At 60.6% G+C, this 23,405-nt stretch carries 23 protein-coding genes; 9 read left to right on the top strand and 14 right to left on the bottom strand.

What is annotated here, in order from left to right:
- Window positions 1-15 precede the first annotated feature (15 nt).
- Window positions 16-1,395, top strand: a complete 1,380-nt coding sequence (locus BV034_RS22355; RefSeq protein ID WP_050029194.1) for a DUF1501 domain-containing protein — start codon at window positions 16-18, stop codon at window positions 1,393-1,395.
- Between the two features lie 90 nt (window positions 1,396-1,485).
- Here BV034_RS22355 and BV034_RS22350 read toward each other — a convergent pair whose 3' ends face one another.
- Window positions 1,486-2,526: a GlxA family transcriptional regulator gene (locus BV034_RS22350; protein WP_265593334.1), complete on the bottom strand. Its 1,041-nt coding sequence runs from the start codon at window positions 2,524-2,526 to the stop codon at window positions 1,486-1,488.
- Between BV034_RS22350 and BV034_RS22345 the strand changes: the two genes are divergently transcribed.
- The gene (locus BV034_RS22345) at window positions 2,525-3,742 is read left to right on the top strand and encodes an MFS transporter (RefSeq protein ID WP_050029193.1); all 1,218 of its coding nucleotides are present in this window, start codon (window positions 2,525-2,527) and stop codon (window positions 3,740-3,742) included. The two genes, BV034_RS22350 and BV034_RS22345, sit on opposite strands and share 2 nt — an antisense overlap.
- Before the next feature lie 54 nt (window positions 3,743-3,796).
- Here BV034_RS22345 and BV034_RS22340 read toward each other — a convergent pair whose 3' ends face one another.
- On the bottom strand, window positions 3,797-4,288 hold the full coding sequence (locus BV034_RS22340) for a cytochrome c oxidase assembly factor Coa1 family protein (protein ID WP_050029192.1): 492 nt from the start codon (window positions 4,286-4,288) through the stop codon (window positions 3,797-3,799).
- Window positions 4,289-4,439: 151 nt separating this feature from the next.
- On the opposite strand from BV034_RS22340, the gene BV034_RS22335 reads away from it, so the two are divergent.
- Genes BV034_RS22335 through BV034_RS22310 form a run of 6 tightly spaced genes read left to right on the top strand, consistent with a single transcriptional unit; the run spans window position 4,440 to window position 8,496 of the window.
- Window positions 4,440-5,354 (top strand): UbiA family prenyltransferase, encoded by a 915-nt coding sequence (locus tag BV034_RS22335; protein ID WP_050029191.1) that lies wholly within the window; start codon window positions 4,440-4,442, stop codon window positions 5,352-5,354.
- Between the two features lie 46 nt (window positions 5,355-5,400).
- The gene (locus tag BV034_RS22330) at window positions 5,401-6,585 is read left to right on the top strand and encodes a 3-dehydroquinate synthase (protein WP_050029190.1); all 1,185 of its coding nucleotides are present in this window, start codon (window positions 5,401-5,403) and stop codon (window positions 6,583-6,585) included.
- 39 nt (window positions 6,586-6,624) lie between these two features.
- Complete coding sequence (moaC, locus tag BV034_RS22325) at window positions 6,625-7,077, top strand: cyclic pyranopterin monophosphate synthase MoaC (RefSeq protein ID WP_050029189.1); 453 nt, start codon at window positions 6,625-6,627, stop codon at window positions 7,075-7,077.
- Between the two features lie 55 nt (window positions 7,078-7,132).
- Window positions 7,133-7,621 (top strand): MogA/MoaB family molybdenum cofactor biosynthesis protein, encoded by a 489-nt coding sequence (locus BV034_RS22320; RefSeq protein ID WP_050029188.1) that lies wholly within the window; start codon window positions 7,133-7,135, stop codon window positions 7,619-7,621.
- A 23-nt stretch (window positions 7,622-7,644) separates the two neighbouring features.
- Window positions 7,645-8,058, top strand: coding sequence for a TfoX/Sxy family protein (locus BV034_RS22315; protein ID WP_050029187.1), 414 nt, complete (start codon window positions 7,645-7,647; stop codon window positions 8,056-8,058).
- Between the two features lie 15 nt (window positions 8,059-8,073).
- On the top strand, window positions 8,074-8,496 hold the full coding sequence (locus BV034_RS22310) for a secondary thiamine-phosphate synthase enzyme YjbQ (protein ID WP_050029186.1): 423 nt from the start codon (window positions 8,074-8,076) through the stop codon (window positions 8,494-8,496).
- A 122-nt stretch (window positions 8,497-8,618) separates the two neighbouring features.
- Here BV034_RS22310 and BV034_RS22305 read toward each other — a convergent pair whose 3' ends face one another.
- From BV034_RS22305 to BV034_RS22260, 10 genes are all read right to left on the bottom strand, one after another.
- Window positions 8,619-8,945: a DUF3820 family protein gene (locus BV034_RS22305; RefSeq protein ID WP_050029185.1), complete on the bottom strand. Its 327-nt coding sequence runs from the start codon at window positions 8,943-8,945 to the stop codon at window positions 8,619-8,621.
- Window positions 8,942-10,000 carry a DUF72 domain-containing protein gene (locus BV034_RS22300; RefSeq protein ID WP_050029184.1) on the bottom strand — a complete coding sequence of 353 codons (1,059 nt, stop codon included), beginning with the start codon at window positions 9,998-10,000 and terminating at the stop codon, window positions 8,942-8,944. Before BV034_RS22300 ends, BV034_RS22305 begins: the two co-directional genes overlap by 4 nt.
- A gap of 6 nt (window positions 10,001-10,006) precedes the next feature.
- Window positions 10,007-11,221, bottom strand: coding sequence for a homoserine O-acetyltransferase (locus tag BV034_RS22295; protein WP_050029183.1), 1,215 nt, complete (start codon window positions 11,219-11,221; stop codon window positions 10,007-10,009).
- Between the two features lie 71 nt (window positions 11,222-11,292).
- Complete coding sequence (locus BV034_RS22290) at window positions 11,293-12,762, bottom strand: ATP-binding protein (protein WP_050029182.1); 1,470 nt, start codon at window positions 12,760-12,762, stop codon at window positions 11,293-11,295.
- On the bottom strand, window positions 12,759-13,409 hold the full coding sequence (locus tag BV034_RS22285) for a response regulator transcription factor (RefSeq protein ID WP_050029181.1): 651 nt from the start codon (window positions 13,407-13,409) through the stop codon (window positions 12,759-12,761). Before BV034_RS22285 ends, BV034_RS22290 begins: the two co-directional genes overlap by 4 nt.
- Window positions 13,410-13,448: 39 nt before the next feature.
- Entirely contained in the window at window positions 13,449-14,663 is a 1,215-nt protein-coding gene (locus BV034_RS22280) for an ABC transporter permease (RefSeq protein ID WP_265593332.1), read from the bottom strand.
- A gap of 62 nt (window positions 14,664-14,725) precedes the next feature.
- Window positions 14,726-15,439, bottom strand: coding sequence for an ABC transporter ATP-binding protein (locus tag BV034_RS22275; RefSeq protein WP_050029180.1), 714 nt, complete (start codon window positions 15,437-15,439; stop codon window positions 14,726-14,728).
- Window positions 15,436-16,803 carry an efflux RND transporter periplasmic adaptor subunit gene (locus BV034_RS22270; protein WP_050029179.1) on the bottom strand — a complete coding sequence of 456 codons (1,368 nt, stop codon included), beginning with the start codon at window positions 16,801-16,803 and terminating at the stop codon, window positions 15,436-15,438. Before BV034_RS22270 ends, BV034_RS22275 begins: the two co-directional genes overlap by 4 nt.
- 55 nt (window positions 16,804-16,858) lie before the next feature.
- Complete coding sequence (locus tag BV034_RS22265; protein ID WP_050029178.1) at window positions 16,859-18,280, bottom strand: efflux transporter outer membrane subunit; 1,422 nt, start codon at window positions 18,278-18,280, stop codon at window positions 16,859-16,861.
- Window positions 18,281-18,412: 132 nt separating this feature from the next.
- On the bottom strand, window positions 18,413-18,886 hold the full coding sequence (locus BV034_RS22260) for a MarR family winged helix-turn-helix transcriptional regulator (RefSeq protein WP_050029177.1): 474 nt from the start codon (window positions 18,884-18,886) through the stop codon (window positions 18,413-18,415).
- Window positions 18,887-18,980: 94 nt separating this feature from the next.
- Here BV034_RS22260 and BV034_RS34245 point away from each other — a divergent pair, with 94 nt between their 5' ends.
- Window positions 18,981-19,622 carry a TIGR03067 domain-containing protein gene (locus BV034_RS34245; RefSeq protein ID WP_063768862.1) on the top strand — a complete coding sequence of 214 codons (642 nt, stop codon included), beginning with the start codon at window positions 18,981-18,983 and terminating at the stop codon, window positions 19,620-19,622.
- Between the two features lie 13 nt (window positions 19,623-19,635).
- Here the strand turns inward: BV034_RS34245 and BV034_RS22250 are convergent, their stop codons facing one another.
- Window positions 19,636-21,093 (bottom strand): glycoside hydrolase family 130 protein, encoded by a 1,458-nt coding sequence (locus BV034_RS22250; RefSeq protein WP_265593331.1) that lies wholly within the window; start codon window positions 21,091-21,093, stop codon window positions 19,636-19,638.
- On the bottom strand, window positions 21,090-23,375 hold the full coding sequence (locus BV034_RS22245; protein WP_050029176.1) for a glycosyltransferase family 4 protein: 2,286 nt from the start codon (window positions 23,373-23,375) through the stop codon (window positions 21,090-21,092). Before BV034_RS22245 ends, BV034_RS22250 begins: the two co-directional genes overlap by 4 nt.
- Window positions 23,376-23,405 lie beyond the last annotated feature (30 nt).

The following is a 23,405-nucleotide window of genomic DNA, read 5'->3' as shown; positions in this document are numbered from 1 at the left end:
CCAATCCTAGTTTCCATGTTTCGTTCTCCTCAATCTCCCCAGCTGTCCCGCCGCACGGTGCTTCGCTCCAGCGGCGCGGGTTTTGGTTACCTCGCCCTCGCTGGCCTGCTTGGCCAGGATGCGCTGAAGTCCCAGGCATCCGCCGCAGTGGAGCAGCCACTGCTCCCGAAGGCCCCGGTGCTGCCGACCAAGGCCAAGCGCATCATCTTCATCTTCATGGAAGGGGCCATGTCTCAACATGACACCTTTGACTACAAGCCGGAACTCATTCGCAGCAATGGCAAATCGGGCCCAGGAGGCGGCACGGTCACGGCCTCCAAGTTCCGCTTCAAGCAATATGGCGAGACCGGCACCTACTTCTCGGAGTTGCTGCCGAACATTGCCAAGCATGCGGACAAGATGTGCTGGTTGCGTGGTCTGCACACGGACACGCCGGCCCATCCGCAGGCAGTGGTGCAGCTTCACACCGGCAGCGCCAATGCCGCACTCACCCGACCCAGCATGGGATCGTGGCTGCTTTACGGTCTGGGCACAGACAACCAAGATCTGCCCGGATATGTGACCATCAACCCGCCGCCGAACTTTGGCGGTGCGGTGAACTACGGCAGCGCGTTCCTGCCAGCCCACTATCAGGGGACGCGCATCACCGATCAAGGATATCTCCCGAATCTCAAAGCCGCCTCCGCTGCGAAGCTGCAGCGCAAGCAGCTCGATCTGATTCAGGGCATGAACCGTGACTTTGCCCGTCAGGCCGGATCCCCAGATCCGGTGGACGGCATCATCGCCTCCTATGAGCTGGGCTTCCGTATGCAGGACAAAGTTCCTGAACTGCTCGATATCTCCAAGGAGCCAGAACACATCCGTGATGCCTACGGCGTGAAGGACGGCGCGGCAGGTTCCTTTGCCCGCCAGTGCCTCATGGCCCGGCGTCTGAGTGAAGCAGGTGTGCGGTTCGTGGAAATCTGCCAGGGCGGCTGGGATCACCACAACAATCTGCACAAGGGCTTGCTGGATCGCACGGCTTCTATTGACCAGCCGACGGCGGCGCTGCTGTCCGACCTAGAGGCCCGGGGCATGCTCAATGACACTCTGGTGCTCTTTGGATCGGAATTCGGGCGTCTTCCCACGGCTCAGGGGCAGGATGGTCGCGACCACAACATTACCGGCTACTCCATGTTCCTGGCCGGCGCGGGTGTGAAGAAGGGCTTTACCTACGGTGCCACGGATGAGCTGGGTATCAAGGCGGTGGAAGGTCGCATGCACACCAATGATCTGCATGCCACCCTGCTCGCCCTGATGGGACTGGATCATGAGCGCCTGACTTACCGCTATGCCGGTCGCGACTTCCGTCTCACGGATGTGGCCGGGGAGGTGGTGAAGGATATCTTTGCCTGAGAACACAAATTATGAATTAGGAATTTTGAATGATGAATTGCGGCTCAAGCATCCCCAGATGTCTTCGATATCTGTAGCCCAATTCATAGTTCATAATTGCTCAGTCCTAATTTGGGTCGTCCCTCTCCTCATCTGCCTACGGAGGGACTGCGGACTCTGTCCGTAGAGTTTGACGAAGGCTTGGCGCATTCTCTCCGCCTGGCCGAATCCCACACTGGCGGCGATGTGCTCAAGCGGCTCATCGCCGTCTTCAATGCGGGGACGGGCGGCCTCGGCGCGAAGCCGTTCCACCGCCCGGGCGGGAGTTTGGCCGGTCTCAGCGAGAAACACGCGCCCGAACTGACGGGTACTCAGGCCCACCGCCGCGGCCATCGCCTCCATGGGGAAGTCTTCAGCCAGATGCTCTCGGGCATAGTGCAGGGCATCGCGGATGCGGTGGGATTCTGGTTCCAAGTCCAGCATGGCCGAAAACTGTGACTGCCCGCCCAGACGGCGGTGGGACATGACCAGTTCGCGGGCCACGGCTTTGGAAACGACGGTGCCCAGATCCTCCTCAATCAAAGCGAGGGCGAGGTCAATGCCGGCCGTGATCCCGGCGGAGCTCCAGACTTGGCCGTCTTTGATATAGATGCGATCGTCATCCAGCATCACCTCCGGGTGTTCCGTGCGGAACCTCCCCGCGTGCCGCCAGTGCGTGGTGGCTTTGCGACCGGAAAGCAAGCCCATGCGAGCCATGAGGAAGGCTCCGGTGCACACGCTGGCCACGCGGCGGGCCCTTTCTGCCGTCCGCCGCAGTTTTTCACATGAGCCGGGGTTGGTGCAGCTCTGATGGACGCCCCGGCCTCCCACCACAATGAGCGTGTCCGGTGGAGAGTGATCGGGAGGGGAAGATGAGACCACCAGACCTGCGGAACTCGGCATCAATCCGCCCGTCTCTGAGACCACCTGGGTGCTGTAGCTGCCGGGGCAGGCACGCTCCGCCAGATCAAACGCTGAGAGCGGTCCGCTTAGATCGAGCAGCTGAAATTGCGGATAGATGAAAAAAGTCACCCTGCGGATCATGGCGTGAAATGTGGGAATAATGTCGTTTGAGACAAGAGTCTTCTGGGCCAACCATGGAAAGTCAACCATGAACCCCAGTACCCACAGCCATCGCAACGCCCGGATTCTCGCGATCTGCCAAGCGCTCTACATCTGCGCCATCTCCATCGACCTCACGCTCACGGGCCTGACGGGGTACGAGCTGGCTCCTGACAAATCTCTGGCCACGCTGCCGTTTGCCATGATCACGGTATCCGGGGCTGTGGTGTCGTATTTTGCGGCCCTTCTTCTGCAGCGTCTGGGCAGGCGGTTGGGATTCACTTTGGGGGCGCTCATCGGCGCTGTGGGAGGTGGGATATCCGTGTGGGCGGTGATGGAAGGGCGCTTCTGGCTCTTCTGCGCAGGCACGGCTGGGGTGGGCGTCTATCAGGCCTTCGCTCTCTACTACCGACTGGCGGCAGCGGATGCGGTGGAGCCTGAAGCCAAGAGTCGTGCCATCTCCACAGTGTTGGCTGGTGGGGTGCTCGCTGCCATCGTCGGACCTGCGCTCGCTGCCTGGAGCAAGGATCTGATTCCTTCAGCCCTGTTTGCCGGAGCGTACCTCATGGTGGCCCTGTTGGGGGTGATTGCAGCAGGGCTGCTTTGGACATTCTATCGTGATGCGGATCCCATTTTGGCGGGTGGTAGTGCATCCATGGACGATGCGGGCCCGCGTCCCCTGGGGATCATTGTTCGTCAGCCTGTATTTGTGGCTTCCATGGCCAACAACGTGATTGGCTCCGTCACCATGTTGTTTGTGATGACCGCTGCACCGCTCGCGGCCGTATCGTGCCACCACAGTATCGATGATGGGGCGAGCATCATTCAGTGGCACTTGGTGGGCATGTATGCCCCGTCTCTTGTCACCGGGTGGTTGATCCGTCGATTTGGGCTGCTCAATCTGCTAGTGGCTGGGGGAGTCCTGAATGTGGCATGCGTCGTCGCGGCCGTGTCTTCGACGAGCTTGCCAGCGTTTTATGTAGCGCTCTTCGCCCTCGGGGTGGGGTGGAACTTCATGTTCGTAGGCGGCAGTACGCTCCAGGCCCAGTCCTATCGCCCCTCCGAGAGGGCCAAGACCCAAGGGGTGTCCGAGTTCCTCCGCTATGCTACCACGGCGGGTGCGACCCTGGCGGCTGGGCCAGTGCTCCAGCACTATGGCTGGAGTACCGTCAATCTTGCCATTCTGCCGCTGTTGCTTGTCGCGACGGCGATGACGCTGTGGTGGGGGCGGACTGAACGTCTCAAAAAAGAGCCCCTGCCAGCGTGACCACTGGCAGGGGCGGATTCGAGAAATTAGACGGATGACTGGGTAGGCCGGTCGTTAGTTCTGCGTGGCAGGAGCCGGAGCTGCCGCAGGATCAGCGGGCTGGCCTTCGGTCAGGAGGTCAATGTCAGGACCGCTCGGGGCGACCTTGGCATTCAGAACGCTGAACTGCCACTCGCCGTCAGCGGGCTTGGTGGCGGAGGCGGTGACCACGGCAGCGCGGCCATTGGTGCCTTCCAGGGTGAGGACAATATTGGCTTCACCGGCACCGTTGTTGATGCTGGCCGAGCCCATCGGCGAGAAGAAGTTCTCCTTGATGGGTGAGCCAATGGCCGCCTGGAGACCGGGGGAGTTCTGGGCCTTGGACAGGGCGATCTTGTACGCATCGGTCTGCTTGATGGCACCCAGAACGATGAAAACGAAGCCCACCACGCCGGCGATGCCGAGCGCGATCAGGCCGAGGCAACCGCCACAGCCAAAAAGGACCCATTTCTTACCGCTGCTCTTCGGAGCGGGATTCTGCTGATATGCGGGAGGTGTCGAGGTCATATGAAGGTATAGATTAACTGTTTTGTGTATCGAGCAACTGACGAAATTGGGATGTATGGACTTCCGCCAATGTGACATAGGATTTACCTGCCCTTGACGTCGGAGTCACGCCTCACGAACGTGCCCGCTCACTTTTTTTGGTGAATCCCTCATGAAATTGCTCCGCCCCTGGCTGGAACTGGCCCGCATCTCCAACCTGCCGACTGCATGGACAAATGTCCTGGCGGGGTGGTTGCTGGCGGGCGGCGGGCGGGACTACGGGGTGGTGGGGTGGATCTTGCTTGGCGGATCGCTGCTCTACACTGGTGGCATGATCCTGAATGATGCGGCGGACGTGAAGTTTGACCGGGAACATCGCAAGGAGCGTCCCATTCCTTCTGGCCGGGTCTCTGCGGGCACGGTCTGGCTGGTGGGGCTGGGGATGATGGTCGCCGGTGCCGGAGCGTTCATTTTTGGCGCCGGTGCCTGTCCCTGGCTGGTCGGGGGGCTGGTGTTGGCCATCCTGGCTTATGACTTCTACCACAAGCCCTGGGCGGGTTCGGTCTTCGTCATGGGCAGTTGCCGCACCTTGCTGGTGCTCTCCGCTGCCTCCGCGGTGACCGGCGGACTCGATCCCCGAGCGGATCTCCCAGTGATCCTGCGGGCCATCGCCTTGGGCGGCTACATCGTCGGCGTCACTCTGATTGCCCGGCACGAATCCCGGCCCGCCCAGGCAGGCGGGTGGCAGCGCGTCGTGGGGTACTTTGGCCTGGCACTCCCGGTGCTGGTCACGGCGGGCATCCTGGCCACCCAGCAGCCGCTGGCTTCCTATTTCCAAAAACCCCAGTGGACTCACGCGGTGGCCCTGGCCGCCATGTTGCCGGTCATCTTCTGCGTGAGGAAGGCCCTCCGGCTCATGCGCACCCCACCGCCGTCAAACATCGGACGCGCCGTCGGCCTTTTGCTGGCGGGGATCGTATTTGTAGATGGGCTCGCCGTCAGTCTGACGGCTCCGGCGTTCACCCTCGTCTTCGTGCTGTGCTTCCCGTTGCTACTTCTGTGGCAGCGAAAGATCGCGGCCACGTAAGCGTAGATATCCACCCTTCATCACCCTCCCAGAAAGACTCTGTTAGATGTTAGAAAATCGGTTCCACGTGGAGTACACGCAGCGTGTGTTGTTTACACGGCACGTGTTTGACAAGGAGAATCTCACCTTGCGCGAGCTGCTTCAATCCGCCCGGGAGGGAGGAAGGCCTACAAAGGCCATCGCCTTTGTGGACAGTCATGTGGCAGATGCCAATCCGACCTTGCTGGCGGACATGGAAAGCTACGCTGCAGCGCATTCTGATGTTTTTGTGCTGGCCGCGCCCGGCGTGATCATCCCCGGTGGAGAGCCGTGCAAGAATGACTTCGATCTGGTCCAACAGTGCTGGCAGCAGATCAATGATGCAGGCATTGACCGCCATTCCCAAGTCTTCGTCATTGGCGGTGGGGCTGCCCTGGATCTGGTTTGCTTCGCCGCAGCCACCGCCCATCGGGGTATCCGTCATGTGCGCTTTCCCACCACCACGCTGAGCCAGGGGGACGGCGGAGTGGGCGTGAAGAACGGAGTCAACTTTTTCGGCAAGAAGAACTGGGTGGGGTCTTTCTCGGTGCCCTACGCCATCGTCAACGATTTTGCCTTCCTGGACACCTTGCCCGAGAGGGAAAGGCGCTGCGGATTGATCGAAGCGATCAAGGTGGCCTTGATCCGTGACGCGGAGTTTTACCTCTGGCTGGAAAGCAACGCGGATAAACTGGCGTCCTTGGAACAGGATGTGGTGGAGGAGGCCGTGCGGGCCAGTGCCGCGCAGCATGTGCAACACATCACCACGAACGGTGATCCCTTCGAATACGGCTCCGCTCGCCCACTCGACTTCGGTCACTGGGTGGCGCACAAGCTTGAGCAGGTGTCCAATTTTGAGATCCATCACGGAGAGGCTGTCGCCATCGGGATGGCCGTGGATTTGCTGTACTCCGTGAAAGCGGGCATCTTGGACGAGGCGATTGCCCAACGCGTCCTCACGCTCATTGAGCAGGTGGGTTTTGCGACCTTTGCCCCCCAGTTGCTGGAGCGCACTCCCAAAGGGGAATTGGTTATCCTCGCGGGCCTGGAAGAGTTCCGCGAACATCTGGGCGGGGAACTCACCATCACGCTCGTGCCGGAGATCGGCCGCAAGCTGGAGGTTCATGAAATGGACCGCGCCAAGATCGTGGCGGCGGTACAGGATCTCAAAGTGCGGGGCAATGTCTTTGGCCGGCAACTGGTGGAAGCCTGAGCTTGAGCCGTGGGCCAGTCCAGCGCTATACAGTTTTTCATGTCACTGACCCACATTAACGAGCAAGGCGAGGCCAGCATGGTGGACATCTCCGGGAAGGCGGTGTCGCGGCGTGAGGCCGTGGCCGCCGGACGCATCCAACTGGATCCTGGCACGCTGGCACTGATCCGTGACAACCAGATTCAAAAAGGGGATGTGCTGGCGGTGGCTCGCATTGCGGGCATCCAGGCGGCAAAGCAGACCCAACATCTCATTCCACTTTGTCACCAACTGGCCCTGACGAAGGTCGCTGTGGACTTTGTGCTCACGGACGACGGCGTCACCGCCACGGCCATGGCCCGCACCACGGGCCAGACTGGCGTCGAAATGGAGGCCCTCACGGCGGTGTCTGTGGCGCTGCTGACCATCTATGACATGTGCAAGGCGGTGGACAAGGCCATGCGGATCGACGGGGTACACCTGGTGAGCAAGACCAAGGAAGCGGTGGGGTAAGCTCGCGTTCGGTTTGCCAGCTTGAATCAGGGTGGGCTTGAGCGTACATCCAGAGATGGCAGCTCCCATCTCTGTTGGCATCATCACTGTGTCTGACCGCGCCAGTGCCGGCGTCTATGAAGACTTTGGCGGTCCGGCTGTGCGGAAGGCATCCGAGGGCTACGGCTGGACGGTGCTGGCCGAGGCGGTGGTGCCGGATGACCAGCCTGCCATTCAGCAGGCGATACGGTCCTTTTCCGCGCAAGGTTGCGGACTGGTGCTCACTACAGGTGGCACCGGCATTGCCGAGCGCGACGTGACTCCGGAGGCGATCCGCGGAATCATGCGTGTGGAGATTCCGGGCTACGGAGAGGTGATGCGGGCGAAGTCACTGGAGATCACCCCCAACGCGATTTTGAGCCGCTGTCTCGCTGCCATTGTGGATCAATCTTTGGTCATCGCTCTGCCGGGCAAACCGCAGGGCGCGGTGGAGTGCCTCAGCTTCGTCGTGGGGGCCATTCCGCACTCAGTGAAGCTCGCTCGCAAAGAACCCACGAGCTGCTAGGCGTTTTTCACCTTTCGTCCACCATGTCTGCCTTCGTTGACTCGCTTTTGGATCTCCTCACGCCTCTAGGCGAGGTGTCGGCGCGCAAGATGTTCGGCGGCTATGGGGTGTACAAGGAATCGATCATGTTCGGGCTGGTGTCGCAGAATCGGTTCTATATCCGCACTGACGACGAGACCAAAGACCGATTCATTGATCAGGGGTGTGAACCCTTCGTCTTCTGCCTGGACAAGGCGGGCAATCCCGTGGTTTCCAAGTACTACGAGCCCCCGGAGATGGCGTTCGCCAATGCGCAGCGCATGAAGCCCTGGGCCACGATGGGGTGGGAGTGTGCCTTGCGTTCGGTCAAGACGAAGGCGGCCAAGAAAAAGCGGGCCAAGTCCGCCCAAGCCGCGGCTGTGGAAAAGCCGAAAACAAAGAAGAAGAAGAGTTCATAACCCTGCATTCATCCTATGGCGGCCCACGCAGACACTTTTTTGATCAACACCCGCGGCAAGGGGACCTATGAAATCACCGACGCCGTCGAGCTCGTCGTAAAGGCTGCGGGCATCAAGACCGGCACCGCTACGGTCTTCGTGCAGCATACCAGTGCCAGCCTCGTCATCTACGAGAATGCTGACCCCTCCGCCCGCAAAGACCTGCATGAGTACTTTGAGCGCCTCGTGCCAGAGAACACACCGTGGTTCGTCCACACCAGCGAGGGCCCGGACGACATGCCCAGCCATCTTCGCATGGTCCTCACTCGGACCAGCGAAGTCATTCCCGTCATCAATGGTCGCCTCGCCCTCGGCACCTGGCAGGGCATCTTCCTCTTCGAGCACCGCCGTGCCCCGCACTCCCGCCGGGTGGTGGTGAGTGTGGTGGGCGAGAAGTAGAGAAATTATGAATTAGGAATGAGGAATTATGAATGGAGAAGCAAGCCGCTTACGCGGTGCGATCTCCAGACTGGCAAAGAAGCCATCCTGTTAATCTGCTCCCCGATCTTGTAAATCCTGTCTCAGAAAGGGTTCTCTTCACCCGCCCGCCACTCTCTCGGCCGTTCTTCGCGCAACTGGCTGCGGCCACCACGGCGGCGGCGCATGCCGTCAAAGGCGGAGTCTGAGCCGTCTGCCTTCATCTGGTGCACGATCTCGAGCAGCTTGCCGAGTTTGCCTTTTGGAAAGCCCTTTTTGGCAAACCAGCCCAGGTATTCTGCGGGCAGATCAAAGATGGGGATGCCGTGAGGAGGGAAAGACTGGGGGCCGAACTTGCCGAACGGCATGTACGTTCTTTCGATGTCGGCCAGATCGGAGGCCATACGGGCGGCGAGTTCCTCAGGGCTCATAGAAGGGTGGCAGGTGGGTTTGAGGAAGGGGAGGTGATGGACGGCGGCAGGAAACCGAGCTTTTCCAGCTCAAGCCGTACCAGGATGGCAATGATGGTCTGTAGGGAGTTTCCTTCAAGCCGGTTGTTCACGTACACGAAAATGGCTTTCCGCGAGGGCTTGGGCGCGGGTTTCAGGTCGTACTCCACCGCAGGGCGGATCAGGGCGGTGGCGGCTTCTCTAGCACCCTCGTGGGGTTCCTTGATGGCCGTGTAGGGCGAGAACAGTTTTACAGCGTCCTCAAAACTACGTCCCTGTTTGAGGAGAAACCGGGCAGTGATGAAGTCCGCGCAGTCCAGACTGCCTGGCAAGGCTATTTGTTCGGAGGCGTCCGGCATGCGGGCCCACTGGTTGATGACATGGCCTACACCGTGGGACTTGAGCATGGCAAAGTACTCTGGGTGGAGGAAATTACGATTCCGGATCTCCACCGCGTAGCGCCATCCTTTGGGCAGAGCTCCCAGGAACTGGTCCAGCGCTTCCATGAAGTCCCGCCCGCGCTCAAAGTCCCGGGCATGAAAGTGGCTGAACTCAAAGATCAAAACGCCCACCTTGGACTTGAACGGTGCAAAGGGCGTGAGGAAAGCCCGGGTGAAGAGGTCCGCATTGAGGAAATGCTCGTTGCGTTTTCCGGCCTTGTCGCCATGCCGGGGTAGATTCGGAAAGGTGCGAGCCGTGATGTCATCGGTGACCTTGAAGGTGAACCGGTAGTGATCGGGCGTCTGCTCCATCAGACCTTCCACATACTTGGGTGAGGGGAAGCGATAGTAGCCTGCGTCCACACAGACGGACGAAAACGTCTCAGCGTGCTCGTACAGACAGTCTCGTTCGAAGCGCGCCTGGGAGAACTTGCCCCGGGTCAGGTAACGTTCGGGGGAGTAGATGCTGCCCAGCCAGCCTTCATACTTCCAGGAAGAGGTGCCGATGTACACCTCCCGCCCGGCCAGCCAGCGCAACTGCGCCGCCAGCAGGTAGCGGTCGATGACGGGAGCGCTGCTGGCGGCGGAAGGGTTCATGTCGGCTCAGATGCCGGGACTGGCGGCATCGTGATCCCAGGCATCATTGAGCTGCACACCCCGGCGCAGCGTGTAGCTGAGGTGCGGGGTGTAGAGTTCCGGTTCCAGGAGAAACGAGTCGTGTCCCTTGTCCGAGTGCACGGTGATGTGCATGGAGGAGACGTCCGCCTGTTCCAGCCAGCGCACGAGCTCCGCCTGTTCTTCCGGATAGAAGCAGAAGTCGGAGTCGATGCTGAACACCAGCCAGTGGTGACCAGCGCGGCGGCTGATGGCGAAGAGGGCACCATGATCCTCGACACCCGCGTCTTTGAGGGGGTCGAAGCGAAGCCACATGTCACAGATGCGCAGGTAGGTGTTCGCGTCGAAGCGCTTCACGAACTTTTTGCCCTGGTGGAGCATGTAGCTTTCCACGTTGTGTCCCACCCGGTACCAGGAAAGCTGGTCGTCCCTCTGAATGACGTCACCGCGGGCGCGGCGCTCGATTGCATCCAGATGGACGAAGGTTTTGTGACTGATCATACGAGCCAGGGCCAACCCATAGGCGGGCGGGTCACTGTCGTAGTACTTGCCTCCTTTAAAGTGAGGATCGTTCTCGATCGCCATCACTTGCTCGAAGACACCAAGGCGGGAGAGCACCGTGGTGCGCTGACCACTGGCAATGGAGACCACCAACCGGACTCGCTCTGGGAACAGGGTGGCAAAGTTTAGCGTGAGCAGGCCACCCACGGAGGCTCCCATCACGGCATGCAACTTGTCGATGCCAAAGTGGTCCAGCAGCAAAGCTTGGGAACGGACGACATCTGCCGTGCTGACCTGGGGAAACTCGGGGCCATATGGCTGGCCCGTTTTGGGGTTCAGCGAGGCCGGGCCGGAACTGCCGTAGCAGCCCCCCAGATAGTTGGCGCAGATGACGAAGAACTTCTGCGTGTCCAGAGCCTTGCCTGGCCCGATGAACAGGCTCCACCAGCCCTGTTGGCAATCCTCAGTCCATCGGTCGCCCGTGTTTGGTACATGGCGACAGACGCCCGAGGCGTGCTGGCTGCCCGAGAGCGCGTGGAAGACAAGAATGGCATTGCTCTTGTCCTCATTGAGCTTGCCGTGGGTCTCGTAGGCCAGGGTCAGATCATCCATGACCATGCCCGAAGTGAAGCGAAAAGGCTTCTCAGGCGTGGCAAAACGCAGAAACTGCGTCTGACTTTCAGGGATGGTCTTGTTGGACATGGGAGGATAACCATGACGGGAACCGCGTTTTAGTAAACCGGCAATTTCCAATAAACCGGAAATTCATGGCGCTATAGGCTCCTGTCGCTCCTGAGGGTAACCTCAAAAGTGGAGCCTTGTCCAGGGGTGCTCTGGACGGCGATTTCTCCGCCGTGGTTGTCCACAATCGCCTTGGCAATGGCCAGTCCCAGGCCCGTGTGTCCAGCGGCACTGGTCCGCGCCTTGTCCGCCCGGTAGAAGCGCTCGAAAATGTGCGGGACATGCTCACCCGGGATGCCTGGGCCGTCGTCGTGGATGGCAAAGAAGGATTCGCCGGTGGCCCGGGTGCCGCTGGAAAGCTGGACGGTCCCCTGGGGACCCTGGTGATGTTGCAGGGCGTTGTTCACCAGGTTGGTCGCCAGCACGGAGAGAGCCCCGGGATCGCCCACACAGGGGGCGGGGTGCAGATCCGCTGCCAGGGTGATGCCCCGCTCCGCGGCCAGCGGCGTGAGATGAATGCGGGTATCCTCCAAGATTGCGGCCAGATCGCAGGTGCTGGCGTGGCCGTTGAGCCCCTGCGTCGTTTCCTGGCGGGCCAGTTGGAGCAGCGCTTCCACGAGGTGCCGCATACGCTGGGCGGTCATGTTGCAGGTCTGCAGTGCTTCACGATACTCCTCGGGGGTACGGTCCCGCTTCAGCACCCGCTGCGTTTCGGAAAGTAGAATGGTGATCGGCGTTCGAAGCTCATGGGAGGCATCGGCGGTGAACTGACGCTGGCGCTCGAAGGCGTCATTGAGACGGTCGAAGGTGTTGTTGAGCACCTTGCTGAGCTGCCCGAGCTCGCTGTCCGTGTCGGTGATGTCGATCCGGTCTTTGAGATTGCCTTCGGCGATGCGGGTGGCTGTGCGTGAGATGGTCTGAATGGGGCGGATTGCCCGGCCGGACAACCACCATCCACCCCCCAGCCCCAGCACCCAAAGTCCCAGGCAGGTTGCGGCTTGAGTCCAGGCAAAGCGGGAGGCGGCATCCAGATCCTGGGAGATGTCCCGACCTACCACAATTCGGAAGCCACTGGGACTGCTCCGGCGCACTTCCCTTCGTCGCTCAATGGTGCGGGTGTCTTCGAGGTGATCCGACTTGGCGGGCGGCAGGAAGATGATGTCTTCCGGGGCATTGGGAGAAGTAAGCAGCACCTCGTCCTGGGAATTGCGGATGCTGAAGTAGGCATAGCCTGGCTCATGTCCTTGAAACAGCGCGGCCACATCGACCGATGGGGTGATGGGTTTCTCGCGGAGGTACTCCATGAGCTGGCCCAGTGAGATCATGGGCCGGTCTCCATCCTTGTCCTTGGTGGTGTCTGGATAGAGAGAGGTGCGTGCCGATTCCATGAGGGAACGGAAGAGGCGACGCTCCATCTGGGAGATATCTTTATCGATGCGCTGAAGCTGGTTCTCCAGGGCGATCTGGTAGCCCGGGGCGCAGAAGCCGGCGACGACCAGAAGGAGCAGGAGGCCGTGCCAAACCTGAAGCCGCCAGCGGATGGATTGGAAGGGGGAGGTCATTCGATGCAGTAGCCGTGTCCACGACGGGTGGTGATGACCTCTGGGCCCAGCTTCTTGCGGAGGTTCGAGACATGAACGTCCAGAAGGTTTGAGAGCGTGCTGTCGTCCTCGTCGAACAGGTGCTCATACAGGGTGGTGCGACTCACCACTTCCCCTTGATGAAGGGCAAGGTACTCCACCAGGGCGTACTCACGGGCGGTCACAGGGATGTCTGCTCCTTTCAGCAGGACCTTGCGCGAAGCGGTGTCGATGGAGAGGTCGCGAATGGAGAGGACCGGCAGGGTCTGCCCGGCCGCACGGCGGATCAGGGCACGGACACGGGCGAGGAGTTCTTCGATGTCGAAGGGTTTCGTCAGGTAGTCGTCCGCCCCCTGGTTGAGTCCTTTAACCCGGTCGTGAACGGCATCCCGGGCGGTGAGCATGAGCACGGGGGTGGTGTTGGCGGGGCGCAGTTGCTGGAGGATCTCCCATCCGCTCAGCTCTGGGAGCATCACATCCAGAAGGATGATGTCGTAGGCATTTTGCTTTGCCTTGTCGAGTCCGTCCCCGCCATCTGCGGCAACGTCCACGGCGTAGTTCTCCTCGCGCAGTGTGGCAGCAAGGCTGCGGCGCAGGTCGGGATCATCTTCTACGACGAGGACTCTCATGTCAGGACGGAGGCGATTCAGGCCAGCAGTGGCTGCCTATCATTCATGCCGGAGGGCTTCAATGGGATCCAGCTTGGCCGCACGGCGGGCGGGTGTGAAGCCGAAGAGGACGCCCACTGCGGCGGAGAAGATGAAGGCGATGACGTTGATGCGGGTGTCGAACTGGAAGGGCACCTGGATCACTTGGGCGAGGAAGTAACAGAGGCCGAGGGCAATGCCGATGCCGACCACGCCACCCACGCAAGAAAGGGTGATGGCCTCCACAAGAAATTGAAGCAGAACTTCCCGGGCGCGGGCACCGATGGCGAGGCGGATGCCGATCTCCCGGGTGCGCTCTGTCACCGAGACCAGCATGATGTTCATGATGCCGATACCGCCCACCAGCAGGCTGACCCCAGCCACGGCGGCGAGAAGCATGGTCATCATTTTGGTGGAGGAGCTCAAGGTCTCTGCAATCTGGCGCGTGTCGAACACGGAGAAGTTGTCATCCTCATTGGGGCTGAGGTTGCGCCGCTGGCGCATGAGTGAGGTGATCTCGCCGATCATGGCGTCGCTGTTCGTGTTGTCCTCGGCGGAGATGTTGATCTGGTTCACCGACCGGGCGGAGGTGCGGCCGGTGAGCCGGCGCTGCAGGGTGGACAGGGGGACGACGATGGTGTCATCCTGGTCGCCCATGCCGGACTGGCCCTTGGCGGTGAGGAGGCCGATGACCTCGCAGGAGGATTTGCCGATGCGGATCTTGGCCCCGATGGGGTTCTCGGAGCCAAAAAGCTGGCGGCGTACCGTTTCTCCAATAACGCACACGGCTGCGCCCGAACGCAGGTCAAGATCGGTGAACAGCCGGCCTTCGCCAATGGTCCATTTGCCGATCTGAAAGTAGTCCGGAGTGCTGCCGGTGATCTGGGTGGTGCGGGCGGTCTGAAGGTAGATGGTGCTGAGGGAGGTCTGGGCCACTGGGGCGACGGCTGCGACGCCGGAGACCTGTTCCATGACGGCCTGAGCATCCTGAGTGGTGAACCGAGGGACCCCGGCTGAAGTGGAGCGCGGGCCGAAGCCTGATCCGGGGCGCAGCACGAGCAGGTTGCTGCCGAGGCTGGAGATCTGGTTTTTCACCGCCTGCGTGGTGCCCTGGCCGAGGGTTACCATGGTGATGACTGCCGCCACACCAATGATGACCCCCAGCACGGTGAGGAATGCCCGCATGAGATTCCGGCGGATTTCCCGGAGGGCGATGAGGAGGGCGTTGAAGAACACGGCGGGTGAAAATTAGGAATGATGAATTGGGAATGAGCGGGGCATCTCCAATTTTGAGCTGATCATTTTGCCTTGCTGAGATCGGACTCAATGTGGCCGTCTTTGACCCGAACGGTGCGTTTGGCGTAGGAAGCGACGTCGTCTTCATGGGTGACCATGAGAACGGTGATGCCGCGATCCTCATTGAGGCGGGTGAGGAGTTCCATGATGTCCTCGGTGGTGGAGGAATCGAGGTTGCCGGTAGGCTCATCAGCAAAGAGGGTGCTGGGGCCGGTGACGATGGCGCGGGCGATGGCAACGCGCTGTTGCTGACCGCCGGAAAGCTCCGCCGGGGTGTTGCGCATCTTGGTGGGAAGCCCGACTGAGGCCAGGGCATCGCGGGCGAGGGCGTGGCGCTCATTCCTGGGGATGCCACGGTAGAGAAGAGGGAGTTCCACATTCTCCAGGGCACTGGTGCGGGCCAGAAGGTTGAAGCCCTGGAAGATGAAGCCCAGGGCATGGCGGCGCAGCAGGGAGCGCTGGTCTGCGTCAAGCGTTTCGACTGGGATGCCCTGGTAGAGGTAGCTGCCTGTGGTCGGGGTGTCCAGGCAGCCAAGGAGGTTCATGAGCGTCGATTTCCCGGAACCGCTGGGGCCCATGACGGCGACGAACTCACCCTTGTTGATGGTGAGATTGATGCCTCGAAGCGCCTGAAAGGCCGCGTCGCCCTTGCCATACGTTTTGGTCAAGCGACGCAGCTCAATCAGGGGTGGGGGCGTGGAGGGGGCGACGCTCATGACGCGGAAGGGATATTGGCACGGATGATCACCTGGAGGCCTTCGGAGACCCCTTCGCCGGAAACCTCGGTATTTCGACCGTCGCTGAGGCCTGCTTTGACGTCCAGCGCCACTGGCTGCCCGTCTTTCAGGATCCAGATGCGGGCCATGCCGTCGTGATGCTGGGAGGACCGCTTCTCCCGCCCGCCGCCGCCACCGGGACCACCACCAGGGCCACCCCCTTCACTGGAACGGGGACGGTTGCTGCTGAACCGGCGGGGGCCAGGCATGAGGTTTTGCACAAAGGACTTCTTCTCCTGGGGAGGGCCGCTACTCTGGGTGGAGGCTGTCGGGTCAAAACGGAGGGCCGCCGTGGGTACGAGGAAAGCATCTTTACTCTCGGCCACGTGGATGTCCGCCGTGGCGGTCATGCCGGGACGAAGGCTGAGGTCTTTGTTGGAAACTTCCAACTCGGTCTGGTAAGTGACGACGTTGTCTGTCACCACTGAGCCAAAGGAGACCCGTCGGACATTGGCGCTGAAGGAGCGGTCCGGCCAGGCGTCCACAGTGAAGGTGGCCTTTTGCCCTGCGGCCACACGGCCGATATCTGCTTCCGCGACAGCGACGTTGAGCTCCATGAGCTCGAGGTTTTCTGCCAGCACAAAAAGTTCCGGGGCGGTGAAGCTGGCGGCGACGGTCTGGCCCGGCTCAAGGCTGCGGGTGAGCACAATGCCGTCAATGGGAGACTTGATCACAGCCTTCTCCAGGTCACGCTCGTTGATCTTCACCTGGGCCTCGTTTTCTTTTACGGAAGCCTCCGCCGCGAGAAGGTCGGCTTGGTCGCGGTTCGTGGCCGCAATGGCAGCGTCCATGTCAGCCTGCGCCGGCATCTTGCCGTTGCTGATGCGCTGCAAATCCTTAAGGCGGCTGAGCGTGGCTTCTGATTCCTTTAGCGTTGCCTGGACCTGGGCGACCTTGGCTTTGGCTGATACAACTGTGGCACGGCTGCTTTCGGTCTGTTGTTCCAGTTTGGTGGTGTCCAGTTTGGCCAGAGGCTGGCCCTTCTTCACCCGGTCATTGATATCGACATAAACTTCGAGCGTGGTGCCCGAAAGCTCGCTGCCGATGGTGACCTCGTTGGTGGGCTCAAGATTGCCGGTGGCGGTGACGGTGAGCCGGATCTCCCCTTTGCGCACGGCTTCAGTGGTGTAGGGGGAAATTTGGTTCTGCGCCTGCTGTTGGAGTTGCCACCAGTACCATGCACCGGCACCGGCCCCGATCAGCAGCAGTATGAGAAAGAGACGAAATACGATGGATTTGCGTGATCCGTTGGCGTGGATGACATCTGCCAGATCCTGTGGTGGGGCGACGGCGGTGGCTTTCATGGGTGAACGGGCGGGGGAGGTTTTTCCTGGAAAGGAGGTGCGAGGAAATCTAATACTAGGAGGTCCAGCCGCCACCGAGGGCCTTGTAGAGCTGGATGTGGGCGCTGGCCTGATTGGCCAAGGTGGTGACTTCCTGGTCTTCCAGGCTCAGCAAGGTCCGCTGCGCCTCCAGCACCACCAGCAGATCCACGAGACCAGCTTCATACTGTTGAGTGGACAGCTCTTCTGCCTGACGCGCGGCTTTGAGGGCCTGCTCAAGGATGACCAACCGCTCTGCGGTACGCTGGATGCCGATCAGGGCGTTCTCCACCTCGGACAGAGAGGTGAGCACGGTGGCTTCCCAGCCGATCAGGGCTTGGGACTCCAGCTCGCTTTGAATGTTGATGTTCTGCCGGATGCGGCCTGCATCAAATATGGGGGCTGCCAGTGAGCCTGCGATACTGGCCGCGACATTCTCAGGGGAGAAGATGCGGCCCGCCTTCAATGCATCCACCCCGATGGAGCCAGAGAGGCTGAGGTCCGGGTAGCGCTCCGCCACGGCGGATTTCGTGCGGGCAACAGCGGCGTCCACCCGGCGTTCCGCCGCGCGGACGTCGGAACGCTGGCGAAGGGTGTCTGCGGGGATGCCGATGGCGATGCGTGCTGGAAGAGATGGCATCTTGTCGGATCGGGTGAGCAGCTTATCCAGCGCACCTGGCGGCAGGCTGGCCAGCAATGCCAGCTGATTCTGCGTCTGGCTGATGGTCTGTTTGAGATTGGGCACTTGGGCGCGTGCCTGCTCCAGGGTGGAAATGGCCTGCTGAGTGTCGACCGATCCGGTGATCTTGGCCTCTTCCTTCCACTTGGCAATCTGGGTGGTCTCGGTACGTGAGGCGAGAGTCCGTTCCACCACCGCCAGTTGGGCCTCAGCCTGTCGCAGGGAAATGTAGGTGTCTGCCACTTCGGCCGCGAGAGAAACTTGGGCGGCGTAGAGATTCTCGGCGGCCTCGTCGAGGTCTGCAGTGGCGGCTTTGATGTTCTGGCGCTGCTTGCCAAAGAGGTCCACCTCCCAGGTCATGTCGATGCTGGCACCGTAGTTCTCACTGGAACTCACACCAGTATTTCGGTTGTCGGTGCGCTCACCACGCGCGGTGACTCCGGCGTCCACGGTGGGGAAAAGACCAGCTACCTGGACCCCTCGACGGGCGCGGGATTCCCGCACCTTGGAGACCGCAGTGCGAATGTCAGTACTGTTGCGCAGGGCGGTCGCGACAAGGTCATTGAGGACCGGATCACGGAAGCGCTCCCACCACTTGGGCAGGGCGGCGGTGTTGAGCGGGCGTTGCGAATAGCCCGCGCGACCAGCGCTTTTCCATTTTCCAGGAACCTTGAGGTCAGACTCCGCCCGGGGAGGGTTGGTACCTACGCACCCGACAAGTCCTCCCGCGAGGGCGAGCATCAACAACGGAGATACAGCCTTGGCAGGCAGACTATTCATAGGCAGGAAGCGTGATGGGGGCGGTTTTTTGACCTGTTGCCGCCCAGTTTGCTTCAGAGAACCTTTAGAGAAGGTGAAGGAGAGGGACGGATTTGTAGAATTTCGCCTTCTGTGGGGAAGAATTGCAGCGGCTCAAAGGCTCTTGTACCCAGGGTGGACGCCCGGAGTCAGCCCGTGGTGGATGGCGAGCTTTTGACAGAGCCTTTTCAGGGTTTCCTGTTCTTCAGATGAGAGGGGCGCAAGAAATGAAGCGTCATGGGTGGCGGCCAGGAGGCGCATTTCGCCGAGTGTTCTCTCACCCTGTTCCGTGAGGGCCAGCTCGTAGTTGCGCCTGTCTGTGGCGCTCCGGCGGCGCTCCAGGAGCCCCAGCTGGGCCATTTCATCTATCAGCACAACCATGCGGCTGGGCAGGATGCCCAGGTGGGTTGCGAGCTTCTGCTGGCTGCAGTCGGGGATCATCGCGACAAGCCGCAGGATCCCTGCGTGCGGAGGCGTGATGCCGAGGGGCTCAATGTGCTCCGCGAAGCGCCTTGCCGCGTGGGTGCCCAGTTGGGTGAGAAGAAACGCAGCACCGGGGGCCCGGTTCTCAGACGACAAGGGAGGCATCGCGATCAGCCTAAACGAAGCCGGATGAAAAAGATAGACACAACAAATGATTCACTATATGAATGATTCATACAGTGAATCAAAATCCATCTCTATGAAGACTGCAACTATCCGCTCCCTTCTCCGCTGGCTTCACATCGTTCTGAGCATTCCGATTTTGGGATACATCTATGGTCCCGTGGCGAGCATTCCTGCCGCCTCGTTTGCCACGAGGTACGTCTTTCTGCCCTTTGTCGTCCTTTCCGGTCTTTGGATGTGGAAAGGGCACTGGATCAGGCGGAAGTTGTCAGCAGGTTTTACTCTGCTGGCCAGTCTGGTGATGCTGACCGGGAGCAACCTCCTGGCGACCGAGCCTGATGCGGCAGTTCCCCAAGAACTCCGTGGGACGTGGCAGGCCACGGCGCTGGAGGCTCACGGGCAAAGTGCGCCTCCCATGGTCGTCGGGGGATTCCGGGTCGAGTTCACGGCGGACAAGATGATCATCAAGAAGCGGACCAGCCGGACCGATCTGGAGTCGGTGGTGAAGGTGAATGCAGCCACGTCCCCCAAGTCCATGGATCTGACATCGCTCAACGGACCCAAAAAGGGACAGACGACGCTGGGAATCTACAGCCTGCAGGGGGACGTGCTGAAGATCTGCACGTGCGAGTTCAGCAATGATCCGCGACCGACAGAGTTCGCCACCCGCGAAAACGATCGCCTTGGGGTGATGACGCTGCGTCGGGTGGCAGAATGAGCCGGACCAGGGGCTAGGCGGTGAGGGCTGCCAGTAGCTTTTTCAGAGGCACGCTGGCTACGGCAGTCGCCTTGTCGCTCATCGCATAGGGCAGGATCAATTCCGTGCCATGGATGAGAGAGCCACAGCTGTACACGACGTTGGGAACATAGCCTTCACGCTCGTTGCCTTCCGGGGAAAGCAGCGGTTCGCGGAGTCTGCCAATGACCTTGGTGGGATCATTCAAATCGAGCAGGGCCGCACCCAGGCAGTATTTTCGCATGGGCCCCACGCCGTGAGTGATGACCAGCCAGCCAGCCTCCGTCTCAATGGGGGAGCCACAGTTGCCCACTTTGACCGTTTCCCACGGTTCTGCGGGACGGAGAAGGATCTGGGGATCATTCCAATGGTGGGGGTTGTCGGAGAACATGATGAAGAGGTTCTCATCATCCTGCCGTGACAGCATGGCATAGCTGCCGTTAACCTTTCGCGGAAACAACGCCATGCCCTTGTTCTGCACCGCGTTGCCATTGAGCGTGAGGATGCGGAAGTGAAGAAAGTCCTGCGTCTCAATGAGCTGGGGAAGAATGGCCCGACCATTGTAGGCGGTGTAGGTCGCGTAATACATGACCGTTCCATCGTCTTCCACAAACCGGACAAACCGGGCGTCTTCTATGCCATTGCTCTCGTTGTCCGAGATGGGGAAGATGATGCGCTCACTGAGCGCGAGATTGGCAGGGAACTGCACCTCATAGTTGGAGTCCGCCAGCCATTGGATGCACTCCAGAGTGCGCCGGAAATCATGAGAGATTGGTTGGGTTTCACGGCGGACCTGGGACACGGTGAGCGTGAGTTCGCTCCTCGTGAAATCGTCGCCCAAGGGACTCATCACTGCGACAGCGCACTCGTTGTAGAACCCGATTTCGTGCAGTTTGACAATGAAGCGTTTCTTGCGGTAGAGGGGATTGGGGACCACCTCTGGAAGGGTGACATAGCGGGATACCGGATTGATGCTAATGGTGCCCTCGGGAGACAAGAGCCCTTCGCGAAACTCAATGGAAGAGATGTGGCCTTCGCCCGTGGCGCGAAGGCTCATGATGAAGCGGAGCCCGCCTTCGGGCACATTGGTCTGATCCGGGTGGGGAACGATGGAGGGATTGAAGAGGGCTGCCGACTCGAGGGCATATTCGCCGGAGAACTGGGCACCAATGAGGAGGCGACGCTCACGTGAAGGGGGACGGTCGGTGAAGATATGTCCTTGCACCTTGAAGAACTGCTCCATAAGCAGAGTCGCGACATCAAAATGCCGGGAATCAAACTCCCCAAAAACAGACTGCAACTCCCGGGCAACCTCCTCATCTGAAAGGGCCAGCGTCCGGCCGATGATGGTGGCGATGCGTTGCGGGCTGGTGGGAATGAAAGGCCGGATGATGACGCGCGCGCTCTCCGGACCTAGGATGATGTCGTGCCGGTGGATGGGAATGGCGCTCATGTGGGAGAAAGTAGCAGGTGAGTGAGGGGACTTTGAGCCCACTTCATCTCGGCAAGGGCAAGCAGGAAGGCGAGAGTGGACTCCGCGCCCTGGTTTTCGTTGACACGATCGACGTGGAGTCCGTCGCCACAGCCACCGTTGCTGGAGTCGTAGAGGGGAAGGTTCAGATCATTGCGGCCGAGAAACCACTCGAAGGCCCGGCGGGCTTCACTGAACCAAGTGGAGTCCTGAGTGGCGTGGTAGGCTTCCAGGCAGGCGGACACCATGGCTTGGGCTTCCACGGGTTGTTGATCGAAATCGGCGCGGGCACCCTCCTTCACGTAAAAACCATTGCTGCCGATAGGGCGGAAATGGCCTCCTTGAGTCCGCTGAATCGAAGCCAGCCAACGGAGGGAATTGAGTCCAATCTGCAATGCCTCGGGATGGGGCATCCAGCGGCCGCTCAAAATCAAAGCCTGACTGAGGCGGGCATTGTCATAGGTGGCGCTGGACTCAAACCACGGCCAGTTTTCATCGGCACAGTCTTTCCAAAGTGTGACCAACCAATTCGTCAATGTCTCCCTGACCTTTCCTGCTTTGGGGCAGGTGGGGTGGTTGCGAAGGTATTCATGAATGCCGAGAAGGGTGAATGCAATGGCACGCGGGGAGGTGAAGTTCAACACCGCAGGAAGGCCAATCTCAAAAAGCTGCACGCAGAGCCGACGGCGTCCTTCATTGCGGGAGTGGCCCGCCCCGTTGCCGAGGGCCCAGAGCGCGCGGCCGTGACTGTCCTCACTGCCGCAATCTTCCAGCCACTGTCGCCCATGACTCATGAAGTTCCGGAAACGACCCGTGTCGCGGTTCAACGCGGCGGCAAGGAACGCGAGATAGCTGCTGGCCAGATGATCAAGATTCTCTCCCGGAGGGGTGGCACCCAAGTCGGCCAGGAGATTGCACAGGATGAAGGCCCGGGCGTTGTCATCGGTGCAATAGCCTTCGTGATAGTTGGGTACGTTGAAGATCGCGTGCTGAAAAATGCCAGTGTGGTCACTCATCCGTACCAGGTGATCGAGCCGCACTGGCGGGAGGTCATAGGGGCGGCTGGCGAGTGTCCAACCGGCAAAGGCGGTGCGGGGAGCGGCCTTGCGGTCAGCGCGCGCATGCTGGAAGGCCTCAAGATAACGCTGGGCGACCGCAGGCCAGATCATCTCCCGGCCGTATTGGTGGGCTTGTCTGCGGGTGACCTCAAACCGGTCCGGATGGTTCAGGTAATCACAGACCGCATCGGCGATCGCCTTCGGATTGCGAAAGGGGACCAGGGTGCCTCGTCCGTCTGCCAGCAGTTCCTGGGCATGCCAGTAGGGGGTCGAGACGACGGCCTTTCCGGCGCCAAAGACGTAGGCGAGGGTGCCTGAGGTGATCTGGGCCTCATTGAGATAGGGCGTGAGGTAGATGTCCGTCGCACCGATGAACTCCTTGAGATCCTCAAGGGATACGAAGCGGTTATAGAAGATAACGTGGTCCTTCACTCCACGATCCTCTGCAAGACGCTCCAGGCTGAGACGGTAGCGCTCCCCCTCCCGGGCCACGAGGTGAGGGTGGGTGGCTCCCAGAACCAGATAAACGACGTTGGGATGTTCCTTGACGATCGCGGGCAGGGCTTCGATCGCATGCTCGATGCCCTTGCCGGGGCCCAGCAGACCGAAGGTAAGCAACACCACGCGGCCTTCGACCCCGAACTGGGCCTTGTAAACAGCGGAGTCAGAGAATGCGATGTCGGGAATGCCATGGGGAATGATGTCCACCTTGGCCTCTGGCACGCCGTAGGTTTCACGCAGGATCTCAGCGCCTTTCCGGGCCATGACCACCAGGCGATCGCTGCGCATGGCCAGTTCTTCCATCACCTTCCGCTGTTCGAGATTGGGCTCCCGCAAGACGGTGTGCAAGGTGGTTACCACGGGCATGCGCACTTCTTTGAGAAGGGCCAGCAAGTGACTGCCCGCCGCGCCGCCATAGATGCCGAACTCGTGCTGCACGCAGAGGACGTCCACATTGTTGAAGTTCAGGAAATCGGCGGCCCGACGATAGGAGTCGAGATCCTTTTCCTGCAACTCAAACCGGACACGGGGAGGGTACCTGTAACCCTCTGGCCGATCATTCACGGCTCCCGTGATGCACTGCGCGGAAGGGGCAGCGGTGCTGACCGCTTCGCATAGATCATGCGTGAAAGTGGCTATTCCACAAAGCCTCGGCTCGTAGCCACCCAGAAAAGCGATGCTCCCTGTAGGAGCCTGTCCGCTCAAGATAATCCTCTCAACTGCTGCGACATGGGA

It is taken from the genome of Verrucomicrobium sp. BvORR034, assembly GCF_000739635.1.
GTDB lineage: Bacteria > Verrucomicrobiota > Verrucomicrobiia > Verrucomicrobiales > Verrucomicrobiaceae > Verrucomicrobium.
Note: the sequence above shows the minus strand (reverse complement) of the source record. Positions and strands in the feature narration are given on the sequence as shown.

Coding starts and splice junctions, on each gene's coding strand:
- BV034_RS22355 (WP_050029194.1), top strand. CDS start 16: ATGTTTCGTTCTCCTCAATCTCCCCAGCTGTCCCGCCGCACGGTGCTT.
- BV034_RS22345 (WP_050029193.1), top strand. CDS start 2,525: ATGAACCCCAGTACCCACAGCCATCGCAACGCCCGGATTCTCGCGATC.
- BV034_RS22350 (WP_265593334.1), bottom strand. CDS start 2,526: ATGGTTGACTTTCCATGGTTGGCCCAGAAGACTCTTGTCTCAAACGAC.
- BV034_RS22340 (WP_050029192.1), bottom strand. CDS start 4,288: ATGACCTCGACACCTCCCGCATATCAGCAGAATCCCGCTCCGAAGAGC.
- BV034_RS22335 (WP_050029191.1), top strand. CDS start 4,440: ATGAAATTGCTCCGCCCCTGGCTGGAACTGGCCCGCATCTCCAACCTG.
- BV034_RS22330 (WP_050029190.1), top strand. CDS start 5,401: ATGTTAGAAAATCGGTTCCACGTGGAGTACACGCAGCGTGTGTTGTTT.
- moaC (WP_050029189.1), top strand. CDS start 6,625: ATGTCACTGACCCACATTAACGAGCAAGGCGAGGCCAGCATGGTGGAC.
- BV034_RS22320 (WP_050029188.1), top strand. CDS start 7,133: ATGGCAGCTCCCATCTCTGTTGGCATCATCACTGTGTCTGACCGCGCC.
- BV034_RS22315 (WP_050029187.1), top strand. CDS start 7,645: ATGTCTGCCTTCGTTGACTCGCTTTTGGATCTCCTCACGCCTCTAGGC.
- BV034_RS22310 (WP_050029186.1), top strand. CDS start 8,074: ATGGCGGCCCACGCAGACACTTTTTTGATCAACACCCGCGGCAAGGGG.
- BV034_RS22305 (WP_050029185.1), bottom strand. CDS start 8,945: ATGAGCCCTGAGGAACTCGCCGCCCGTATGGCCTCCGATCTGGCCGAC.
- BV034_RS22300 (WP_050029184.1), bottom strand. CDS start 10,000: ATGAACCCTTCCGCCGCCAGCAGCGCTCCCGTCATCGACCGCTACCTG.
- BV034_RS22295 (WP_050029183.1), bottom strand. CDS start 11,221: ATGTCCAACAAGACCATCCCTGAAAGTCAGACGCAGTTTCTGCGTTTT.
- BV034_RS22290 (WP_050029182.1), bottom strand. CDS start 12,762: ATGACCTCCCCCTTCCAATCCATCCGCTGGCGGCTTCAGGTTTGGCAC.
- BV034_RS22285 (WP_050029181.1), bottom strand. CDS start 13,409: ATGAGAGTCCTCGTCGTAGAAGATGATCCCGACCTGCGCCGCAGCCTT.
- BV034_RS22275 (WP_050029180.1), bottom strand. CDS start 15,439: ATGAGCGTCGCCCCCTCCACGCCCCCACCCCTGATTGAGCTGCGTCGC.
- BV034_RS22270 (WP_050029179.1), bottom strand. CDS start 16,803: ATGAAAGCCACCGCCGTCGCCCCACCACAGGATCTGGCAGATGTCATC.
- BV034_RS22265 (WP_050029178.1), bottom strand. CDS start 18,280: ATGAATAGTCTGCCTGCCAAGGCTGTATCTCCGTTGTTGATGCTCGCC.
- BV034_RS22260 (WP_050029177.1), bottom strand. CDS start 18,886: ATGCCTCCCTTGTCGTCTGAGAACCGGGCCCCCGGTGCTGCGTTTCTT.
- BV034_RS34245 (WP_063768862.1), top strand. CDS start 18,981: ATGAAGACTGCAACTATCCGCTCCCTTCTCCGCTGGCTTCACATCGTT.
- BV034_RS22250 (WP_265593331.1), bottom strand. CDS start 21,093: ATGAGCGCCATTCCCATCCACCGGCACGACATCATCCTAGGTCCGGAG.